Genomic DNA, 12,208 nt, shown 5'->3' with positions numbered 1-12,208 from the left:
ATTTAAATTGAGCTTTTTAACTATATATTATAGTTTATTATTTATATATATGGCAGATTTGTCAGAGTTGATTTTTAATTTTAATTTATTTTTTTGTTGCTATTTTTATTTTTTAAACTATAATTTTAAGTTTTAAGGTAGGTAGCCTATGAAGAAAATTTTTAAACACATATTTGCAATGTTTTTAAAAACTAAAGTTATTTTTGTTGGGCTAATAACTTTAGTTTTCTTTACCGCCGTAATTTTTACTACTTTATTTACGACAAACCGGGCCTATGGGGACCGGTTAGATGAGTATAAAAATTTTTCTGGCCTTCATGATGCAACGATCAATACTGAGTTTAATTATTTTGGAAACGCCCAAAACGAAGGATATGATGAACTCAAACCAGAAGTCTATCAACCACTTGAGAACGAAAAAAGTAAAAAACAACTAATAATAAAAGATAATTTTATTAGTTTAGGTTCAATTTCGCCTCATTTAAGTAATGATGAATATGTTCTTTCGACCGAATTTAGTCGCGAATTTTACTTTAATGCAACATTAAATGATGACAACACATTTTCGTTATCAAAACAAGCATTTTTGCCGGTTTATATAACAAATGATGGTAAAAATTTTCAAAAAAAGGTAAAATCATATTCTGTTACAACTGCAGATACAATAACCTTAGACAGAACAAATTACAAAGCTAATGACATTCTTGTTTATTACAAACAAGGTGATAAAATTATTATCAATTTTGCTAATCCACTTGTCATTAACGGTATTACAAAACAAGCTACTTTTGATCCTATTTTAGGCTCAAGTTGACAAAGACAAGGAATTGGCTTTGAATTAAAAGGGCCGGATTTATATTCACTTTTAAAAATTAAGCAAAAAGTTGAAGGTGATTTTGAGATTGAAAATACTAGCTCGTCGTTTGTTACTTTTACTCAGAACGCTAATTCTATCAATGCGCGATTTAATACTAAAACTTTTAATTTAACAAAAGATATAAATTGAAGCTCTAATGAGTTTAAAATTTTAGATCCAGGTCAAAACTACCAATTATTGCCAAACTGAGTTCGTGATCTAAGATCTAGAATTGAGTATATTAATCACAAATACAAACTTAAAGAAATTGATGAAAATAGTCAAAATTTCACTGGGTTTATTAAAGAATATTTACTTTATTTAAAAAATAATGAACCAAAACAATTTCAAGAATTACAAAATATTAACTACTGAGAAAAACGGATAATAACTACTGAAGGTGATCATGAAACTATCGTTTCTGCTGATCTTTCAATTTCAGATTTAACCGTTGAATTTCAAAAAAAAGGTGAGCCTTCTTTTGTAAGTACAATTGCCCAAATTGAAAAATTAAATAATAACAATTTAGCGCTTGTTACAAATGAAGAATTAAATAACTTATCAAATTCAAATATTAAAAACGCAACCTTTTTAAAACTTTCCCAAAATGTTCAAGAATATGCAAATATTTACTTTTATAATTATTTGCAAAATTACTCACAAAAAGTTAACGGAAGAGATGTAAAAGTAGTTGATTCAATTGGAACAAGACAAACCTTTACAATTGACGTTCAACAAAAAGGTCAAGATTCAACAACAAACCAAGTAATTCATTTTATTAATTCCGGAATTAGCCCCGAGATTTTTAATAAAATCAGTTTTCAAAATCAAAATTTAGACCAACAGCAACAACTTGGACGGCTATTTAACGAAATTCAAGATTATAAATCAAATAGAGAAACTAAACTATTTCCTCAAGTTGGGAAAATTTTAGATAATTCAAATACAAAAATTCCGGCAATTTTTCAAGCTAAAGTAATTGCTGCTGCTCATGAAAGTTACGGAATTGATCCAAACCTAATTGATTTAAAAGTAACTTTTGGTAATGTTGAATTTCAAGATGATCAAAAATTGCTTTACCAAAACATTTTAAATACAAAAATTGTTTTACTTAAAAAAGTTCAAGACGAAAATCCAATTGCTACTACAAACACTTCGGCAAACCTTGATTTTCACGGAATAATTTTGTTGCCAAATTACCAATTTGGTTATGTTTTTAAAAATCTTGGTGAGATTAAATGAACTCTGCTACCTGAAAATATTATAAAAACTGACAATACAAATCCTGGAAGTCGTGAGCAGAGAACACAAGCTTTACTGGCAAATTTCTTGGAAAATAAAAACTTTGAAATTGATGCAAAAATTTCTGACAGTGGTTGATTTAAACGGGTAGATAATTATTCAAATACAGCAACAATTCCGTTAATTTACTATTACTTTTCAACTAATGTTCAAAATGAAATTGACACACAAAAATCAGCCCGCTCATTATTTTTACAAGCCGCAGATGCACTGAATAATTCTGTTTTAGTCGATAATGGCTTTTTCTTAAAACCTGATGTAGATGCGATTTTTAATGCACTTGCTCTTGCTGCTGATGAAATTAAATTAGTTGATATTCTTGCTTTTCGAATTAAAAACTATAATTTACTTTCTGAATTACTTGTAAAAGCCGGTCATATTTTAACTAAAAATAACCGCCCAACAATTATTAATGATGTTCTTGCTAATTTTGTTGACCAAATAATTCATAAAACTGAGCAATCAGCTACTACTAATTCAGAGCGAAGTCTTTATCTTGTTAGACAAATTTTTTCATTAAACTCAATTTTATCTGCTTTTGGTGTTGATATTTTTGATCAAATTCAACGACTTGGTGGTATTGAGGCACTCGCTAAGGCAATTAAAAATCCAATAAATCTATTAAATGGATTTCAAAAAGTCATTTATTCAATTGACTTTGAAAAACTCCTTGATAAATTAAACGCTTGATTTGAAGAAAATAACAAAAATAAATCAAACTTAATTAGTCTTTTTTCAGGTGTAGATTTTATTAAAGAATTTTTAGCCTCAATTGACCAACAAAGAATAAAAGCAGGTTTAATTGATATTGTTAATGAAATTGATTTTAATGCAATGTTTTCAACTGTTGTTGATGAAAAAACTAAAGGCTTTTTTGGATTTTTAACAAGACCAATTGTTGAAAGATTTGCAAAAAATAAACAAGCTGAAATTATTAAAATTCTTACAAAATTAAACGGCAAAGGTGAAAACAACCCTTATTCAAACATTAACGAAGGTCTAATTGAATTAATTACTAATTTTGACATCCCAACTTTTGTAAAAAATCTTGATTACTTAACAAAAAATGTTTTTTCCGATGGTTATGATAAATATTTAAATTTACCAGAAAATTTGAAAAAAGCACAAGCAGACAAAGAATTTTTTAAACGAACCGAACTACAAGTTAATGATTATTTAATTGCGCTTGTTGGAACTTTTCTTAAAGATGAAAAAACAAGACAAAGCACAATAAATTCATTAATTAAAATAATTAATGCATCTTCAAAAGGACAAGATTCAGGAAGTGGACAAATTGGTCTTCGTTATTTCCTTCCTGGAGTTGATGATCAAAAAATTGATATTTATGACTTACAATTTATTAGCTCTAACTGAAATTCAGTTGCAAATACTGATAATTTACAAAAAAGTAAGCAAATTGATGTCTTAGCAAGTTCTGTTTTGACAAAACTCAGCGAAAATCCTGAAATAAAAATTACAAATTTAACATTAAATGAGCGAATTTTTCTAAATAGATATTTAAGAATCGTGAATCTTGATAATGTTGAAGATATTAAAAATAGACTTCAAGAAATCAAAGACATTTTTGAAATCTTTAATTTTAAAAATTATACAAAAACCGGTAATATTATCACAAATATTAAACCGCCAAGTCTTGATGATACAAATATTTTTGCAAATTATGAATCTATTGGTGACATTCTTTACTTTTTAACAAATTCAATCAAAATTCCCGCTTCTCAAGTTGAAGATGGCAATGCTTCGGCTGCAACTCCACTAAAACTAAGACCAATTTATATTTCAGCCTCAGCAGATCTAATTGATAAATTACAAGACTCAATTACTAGTGATCCTAGTTCAATTATCGGTCTTGCAGTTCGTAATTATCGTTTTTGAATTCGTTTTGTTGCTGAAAACAACCTTCCAAATTTAGAACTCCAACAGGCATTTAATAAATTATATTCTTTTGCCAATTCTTCATCAACAAATGCAATTTTAAATGATACACAACTTTTTGGTGGAATTAAAAATCTCCAAAACCAAGAAGGACTTTTTGCCGGTCTGCCTGCTGCATCAAGATCAATTTTACAACCTTATCTTACAAGTCTACATTTAAACAACAACACTGAATTTAGAAACCTTTTGAATGACCCAGTTTTTGACAAACAATATACCGACCAACATGGTAATACAAAAACTATTAAAACTTGACTAATTGAAAATCAAACTGAATTAGTTGAAAATTTAGGATATTTAGCTTATTATTCACAAAATTATCCTTTTGAAGCCAACTTTAATAAATCTGTTAAATATATAATGGATAATTTTTTGCTAGAAAATAAATTTTCTGACTCACCTTTCAAAAAACGCTTTCTATCAACACTTGTTAGCCAATATGCCACTTTAAATCCTTTACTTGTTGGACTAAATTTAGAATCTCTTGGACTTGGACAATTTTTTTCAGCACAATTGCCACAAATTCCGTTATGATTTTCAACAAATCCTGATGCACAAATCGAAACTGAAGCAAACAATTTTAATCTTGCCTTTATTTTACAATCACGAATACCATCTATAAGACAAGTTCAAGGCGACCCTTCAACACAGCAATCACAACTAATTGATCTTTTATCATCACAAATAAAAAATAACGAAGAAATTCCTCCTTTTATTCATAGCAATTTGGCAAGCTCTGTTTCGCTTGATTATTACAAACTAAAAGACATATCTGCTTTAATTTTTGAAAAATCAAAAGATAATCCCGAATTTTTTGGTATTAATATTTACAAATTTTATGAAAAATTCTTCGAAAAAATTATTGTTACCCGTATTGCAAGCAACTCAATTAATATTGATGATAATCGCGCATATGTTATCAAAGTTAATAATTCCTATTTAGAAAAAAATCAAAAAGAAATCTACCAAGGACAAATTCCTGACAATGCCAGTGATATTGAAAAATTAATTGATCAATTAGATGATAAATACATTTTAAATGCCGCAGGTCTTAAATATATAATTGTTGGCTCTGATTTTAGTGTTGATTATTTATATCCGGTTATTGACGAAAAAAATATTCAACTCGATCCTTCAAATCAAGCTTTGGCCTATGTAAATAAATTCGGTTTTGATAAGGCTCGCTTTTCATATCGTTCAAATCCAGTAAAAAATTACTTATTGATTAAATTAAAACCCCAAGGTAATTTAGAACAATTCAAGCAAGATACTGACGACTTAATTGCCAAGAATTTTTCCCTAAATCGCCTCCAGCGAACATTTAGCGCTGATGAAATTGACTTTTTAAATCCCGAAAGGTCACTGAGAATTTCAGTTGGGACAAATATAATTTCTACTTTTTCATCAATAAATATTTATATAACCTTATTTTTATCACTTCTAGTACTTTTTGCTGTTGCCTTTATTATCAAACGTTACATTTCAACAAACAATAAAGTTCTTGGAATTCTTCGGGCTCAAGGATATACACTCTTTGAAATTGCTTCTTCATTTCTCTCAATTGGTTTAATGATTTCATTTATTGGTGGACTACTTGGTTATTTAGTTGGATTTTTTGTCAAAATTCCGCTTGTTGGCTTAATTTCACAGTTTTGAGAATTTGATGTAAATCTTTATAGTTTTGAGCCAATTTCATTTGTATTTTCCTTTGTAGTTCCATTTATTGCAATTAGTGCCTTAATTTATTTAGTAATTCTTTGAAATTTAAAACAAAAACCAAACCAATTATTATCAGGAATTAGTGAAATTAACACTTCAAAATTCGCCCAAGGCGTGGCAAGGCTATTTCGAAAAACCAAAATTGTCAACAAATTTTCAATTTCACTTGTTATTAATTCAACTTGAAAAATTATCTCACTAATAATTGCAATTATTATTGTCCAATTTGCACTAATTTTCTCACTGTCTTCACATAATATTTTCCAAAACACAATTACAAAAACTTACCTAAATCGTCATTATACATACAAATTAAATCTTTTTAGTCCATCGCGTGAAGGTGGACCGTTAGTTGTTTATAATCCAAAAAATCTTGAGAAAAACTTATATGTTCCAATTGGATCAGGTTCTGAGATTAACACTAATTCACCAAATTACTTCCGCCCAGGAAATCCTTCAGTTTTTGGTGATACTAACCAAAATGGCGAAATAAATACTAACTCAAAAAATCCGGTTGTTCTTTCACGATCAGGACTAAATATTAAAATTAGTGAATCAAATAACCTTTCAATTTTTGATATTGTTCTTTCAAACCTTCCTGAATCATTGCGAAATAATATTTTTTCAATTTCCAACAAAGTTGTTCTCCAAATGGAACAATCACAAAATATTGAAGAAAGAATCGCTAACAAACAACCATATTTTAAATATTTAGCCGACCCGGGGAATATTAATTTAGGTAGATTTTGGTACTTCAAGTTTGACCCTGTCAAGAATGATTACTTAGCTCATGAGGTATCAATTTTTGGCCAAGTCAAAAATCGTGATGAATACCGGAAATTTTTAGTCGAGTCATATTTGAATGCAAATGTTGAAAAAGACTTTACTGTTTCCTTTGCGGGAATTTCGCTAAGCCCTAATGCTGATAAAAACGCTCCGCAAAATCAAGTCTATACTTACATTGACACTTCCTATAATAACGGATCATCAATTGAAAATGGTCTTAAAATTTACGGTTATAATACCCAAAGCCAAAATAACCCAATAATTGAAATCAAAGATGAATCAAACCAAGATTTACTCAAAGTTATTAATGATTTCAAAATTGAAAATGATATCTATCCTTTGGTTGTCAACCACGTTTTTGCCAAAAAGCACAATTTAGGGATAGATTCACTAATTGAAATGCCAATTATTAACACTATTGATCGTTATTTAGCAAAAATTCGTGATATTCCACAAAAAACAGCTAAATTTAAAATAATTGGTATTTCTGATACTTATATAAATTCAGAATTAATTACCTCACAAGACGTGGCAAATAAACTTCTTGGTCTAGATATTTATGATTCAGTCCTAGAATTTTATAATTTAAAACCATTTAACGGATTAATTTTGGCTTCACCTGATATTGAGCAAATTACTAATTCCTTTACTTTGTACTCACCTTCTGGATACTGGGCAGGTAGTTCAGAGATTAATGTTGACTCGCTAAATAATGATGATACAATTGGTTATTTTGCTAACATTTTTGCTTTTAGTCAAGACGAACAAGGCCAAAAAGGTGCCTTACAACTTGCTGGTTACTCAAAAGACGAAATTTTAAAAATTATTAACCTCAAAAATCAGCAACAAAATGCAACCTGAGTCAACCAAAATTCAAACTTAGATTTTAGTTCACTCACTGATCCGACTTTTGTCAACCAAAACCTTTCTTCAATTAAACAGTCGCTAAAAAATTTCAACGAAATTTATGGTAATACAATTTACCAAATTGCCACCCAAGGTGTTGAGGCTAAAAATATTGAAACAAACTTTATTTCTAATTTCGCTAATCTCTTTGGAGCTGGAATTAATATTGTTGTCATTGTTTTCCTAGCCGTTTCATTAATTATTTTAATTATTATCGCTTCTTCAATCATTAATGAAAACCAAGAAAACATTGCGATTCTAGACGTTCTCGGATATTCAAATCGAACAAAATTACGACTTTTCTATAGCATTTATCTCCCAATTTTAATTTTAGCAACTCTAATAAGCGTTCCTTTTGCAATGCTCGGAATGGGAATATTTAGTTCGTATATTCTTGCTTCAAATTCAATTTTCCTTGCTTTGGCAATATCAGTTCCTGTCTTCTTTGGCGCGCTGTTAATAATTAGTGTAATTTTCTTTAGTGTGCTTGCAATTCTTTGACGTTTCTTAACAAACCGTAAATCTGTTTATGTAATTAAAGAAAAAACTTAATTCTCATTTATTTACTGATTTGTTTTAATTAAAACTTAATTCAAAAACAATCTAAAAACTTGGGGGTCTACCCAAGTTTTTTATTTACTCTTTTTTGATAGTTAATTTGTAATTTTTCCGCTTAAAATAACTATCAAGGAAAAAGCACTGAATTTTAAATCTAACACTCACGAAAGAAAAACCTACTTATTAATCAAATAAATCAAACTAAAAAAGGTATAATTTTACCTTAAAAGCAAAATTATAAAATTTCTAAACTGCTTTTTTAGTTTAAAACACTGACAAAAATCATAAAAAAATACTACTACTACTACTACTACTACTACTACTACTACTACTATTTAAACTCAATGTAAATAGAAAACTCGTTTTTACTTACATTGAGCCTAAAAAAATATGTGAAGTTTTGAAAGAGCCATAATTAAAAGCCTTAAATTTGTAGGTTTCTAAACGGTTAAATTTAAGGCATACCATTATATTTAAAAACATAATGGAAAAGTCGCATTTTCTGATTTTTTTATGACAAAAACATAACTAATCCCCCTTAATTCAATATCAAAATTTATTAATTCATTCTTAGTGTAGGTTATTATAACATAATTTTATTTTTGACCAAACATTTTTTTTTTTTTTTTTTCAAAAGGTTGATTTTTAAATAATAAAAATTAAGATTTTATCGCCAAAAAACACGGATTTACGGCTGTTTTTGCATATTTCTATTCAATAAAAATTGAGTTTTTGCCATCAAACTGTCAAACTCACGTGATTCTAAAAACAAGGCGATAAATTAGCTTTTTTTATTATTTTTAGTTTAGATTTACAAACTTAAAATCCTTAAAAACTAGCGATTTTGATTATTCAGTCTTTTAATTTTTGAATGAAAACATTGCCCGTTGATTTGCCTAACTTTTTCTAAAAAACCTCGCACCATCAGCTTTAATTTTCTCGATTAAATTATTAATTAAAGTTGTTTTTTCTTCAGATGTATAAAACATAATTTTTTATTTTATATTAGAAATTTCTTTTAAAAAGAGAAAGATTTTAGGAAAATTTAACTTCTTTTCCTTTATAATTTAATTTTATAAGAATAAATTTTTATCCAAAGGGGGAATTGAGATGACTGAAAAACTAGTAAAAAAAATTAGACCTACTAGTTTTAACGACTCTCTTATTTTTACTAGTCTTGAAGAAACGATAGAAGCGCATCCTGTTGTTATTTTTTATGACTCAAACACTGATTTATATTACTATGTTAAAGCTAGTTCGAAGCATAAAAAAAACGGTGAAATTAGAAAAAAATTAAAAAGTGAGATTGAGATACCCAAATCAAACAAACCAAAAACATTATTTAGAAAAGACTCATATCTTGACTGCTCCCTTTAAATTGATTTCTGACTATTATTTAAACTTGATTCTTAAATTTGTTATCATTTTAACAGTATTTACAAAATTGAGCATTTTACTTTAAGAATTTATGAAGATTTGATAGGTATTACTAGCATAAGTAAAAGTACATTTCAGAAATTAAAAACTAAGAAGAATATAAACATAGATATCTTGTTCAAAATGTGCAATGCATTGAATTGGATACTTCAAAAATTATGGAAAGTGTGGAGGATAAAATGATTAATAATAAATTGACATATATTTCTTTGTTTTCATCTGCTGGGGTAGGTTGTTATGGATTTAAAGTTGAAAATTTTGAATGTATTGCTACTAATGAACTAATTGAAAGAAGACTTAACATCCAAAAAATTAATAATAAATGTAGTTTTAATAGTGGGTATATTAGCGGAGATATCAGAGATAAAAATATACAAAATAAAATTTATGATGAAATAAAATTATGAAACAAAATGGGTAATGATAGAGTTGATGTTGTTGTAGCTACCCCGCCATGTCAAGGAATGAGTGTTGCCAACCATAAAAAGAAAGATGATGAAATTGAAAGAAATAGTTTAATTGTCGAAAGCGTAAAGATAGTAAAAAAGGTTTTGCCAAGATTTTTTGTCTTTGAAAATGTGGCAGCATTTTGGAAAACTGGATGCACATATAATTCTGAGGTAGTTTCAATTGGAAATATGATTACTTCAGAATTGTCTTCAGAATATGTTATAGAAAACAGAATATTAAATTTTAAAAATTATGGCTCAAATTCCTCTAGAACTAGGACATTGGTAATAGGCGTTCATAAGTCAGAAAGTGATTTTATATTGCCACTAGAATTATTCCCTAACTATAGAGAAGAGAAAACATTAAGAGAAGTTATTGGAAGTATGCCTGAATTATCATGGGGTGAATATGACAATACAGATTTTTATCATAGTTTTAGGGAATATCCTATTCATATGAGGGATTGGATTTCTAATCTCAAAGAGGGTGAAAGTGCATTTGATAATATAGATGATGTTAAAAAGCCTCACAAGATTATTAACGGAGAAATAGTAATCAATAAATTTAAGAATGGGGATAAATATAAAAGACAAGTTTTTGATAAAGTTGCTCCATGTTTTCATACAAGAAATGATCAAATGGCAAGTCAAAATACCATTCACCCTAATCAAGACAGAGTATTTTCAATACGAGAATTAATGAAGATGATGTCTATACCAGATAGTTTTAAGTGATCCGAGTTATCTTTAGATGATTTAAATTCTAAATCCTATAAAGAAAAGAAAGCCCTCTCAAAAAAGGAAGAAATGAACATTAGGCAGAGTATTGGAGAAGCTGTTCCCACTGAAGTATTTAGACAAATTGCTAATAATATAAAAAAGCATCTTAGTCAAAAAAAAATTAGAGGGGTTGATATTAATAAAATAATTGATGAGGAAAAACTTGCTGATATTAGTAATTTGAAAAAATACGTTTTGAATAACAAGGATAGTGTCTGTTTTGAAAGCTTAGCTCGAATTATAGAACTGTCGAATGCTAAAAGATATTCTCATTCTGCATTTTATACTCCAAAAAAAATATTAAATGAAATAGTTTCAGTATTACCTGACTTTGAAAAGGATGAGGTTCATATTTTAGAACCTTCTGTTGGAATCGGGAGCTTTATTCCCCTTATATTTAAAAAATATGATTATATAAAAAAAGTATCACTCACAGTAATAGATATTGACCCAGAAATGTTAGATATATTAAAAATCCTATTCGATAGTAAATCAATTCCTGAGAATTTTAATATTAATTTTATTAACGCAGACTATATGGACACAAAGTTTAATTTTAAATTTGACCTTATTATTGGGAATCCACCATTTACTAAATTAAGTTCAAAAGATATTTTGAAATACATTAAAAATAGTGACTTTAGTAAGAATTTAACTAATTTGGCAGGATTATTCTTGGAAAAATCATTGTTAGATTCTGACAATGTATCATTAATATTGCCAAAAAATTTATTAAGCAACGTTGAGTATATAGGAACTAGAAATATACTCAAAGAATACAATGTTGAATCTATATTAGATTTTGGAGAACTAGGATTTAAAGGTGTTTTAATCGAAACTATAAACTTAACAATAAATAATAAAAAAAATTCAAAAATATTGGTTAAATCACTAACCAAAAATGTTAAAATTATGCAACCTAAAAAATATATATTTTCTGATGATTTACCTTATTGGGTGATTTATAGAAATGATTTTTTTGATAAAGTTTCGAATAAATTGATATTTGACGTGTTTTCTGTATTTAGAGATAGACAAATCACATCTAAAATGCTTAATAACTCTTATAATGGTGATTCTATACGTGTTATAAAATCTAGAAATATTTCTGATGATGGAAGTCAAATAGTTAATATTGAGGATTATGATTCATATATGGATTTATGTAAAGCCAAAAAATTAAGTGTATATAAATTCATTAACAGCGATGTTGTTTATTTAGCGCCCAACCTGACTTACAAACCAAGACTATTAAGAAAAGAAAAAGGCTATATTACTAACGGTTCTGTTGCAATACTTCAAAAAAAATATGACTTTGAAATATCAGAAAAGCAAAGATTATATATTTCTAGTCTGGAATTTAGAGAATTTTATTCATTGGCAAGAAACTATCAAACTCGCTCATTGAATATTGACAATACAAGTGTGTATTGGTTTGGAATAAACAAGGAGGTCTAAT

Annotated in this window: 3 protein-coding genes; all 3 read left to right on the top strand. The window is 27.9% G+C overall.

The genetic code is table 4. The features are described from left to right. Positions 1-148 precede the first annotated feature (148 nt). The 3 genes from U3G01_RS01375 (at position 149) to U3G01_RS01365 (ending at position 12,207) form a co-directional block, all read left to right on the top strand. Complete coding sequence (locus U3G01_RS01375) at positions 149-8,077, top strand: ABC transporter permease (RefSeq protein WP_255030513.1); 7,929 nt, start codon at positions 149-151, stop codon at positions 8,075-8,077. Between the two features lie 1,116 nt (positions 8,078-9,193). After that, a complete protein-coding gene (locus U3G01_RS01370; RefSeq protein ID WP_255030515.1) occupies positions 9,194-9,460 on the top strand; it encodes an Mbov_0400 family ICE element protein in 267 nt (88 codons plus the stop codon). Between the two features lie 239 nt (positions 9,461-9,699). Continuing rightward, entirely contained in the window at positions 9,700-12,207 is a 2,508-nt protein-coding gene (locus U3G01_RS01365; RefSeq protein ID WP_255030517.1) for a DNA cytosine methyltransferase, read from the top strand. Position 12,208 lies beyond the last annotated feature (1 nt).

The organism is Mesomycoplasma ovipneumoniae, from assembly GCF_035918255.1.
In the GTDB taxonomy this organism is placed as follows: Bacteria; Bacillota_I; Bacilli_A; order Mycoplasmatales; family Metamycoplasmataceae; genus Mesomycoplasma; species Mesomycoplasma ovipneumoniae_A.
This window is presented reverse-complemented; position numbering and strand designations above follow the sequence as displayed.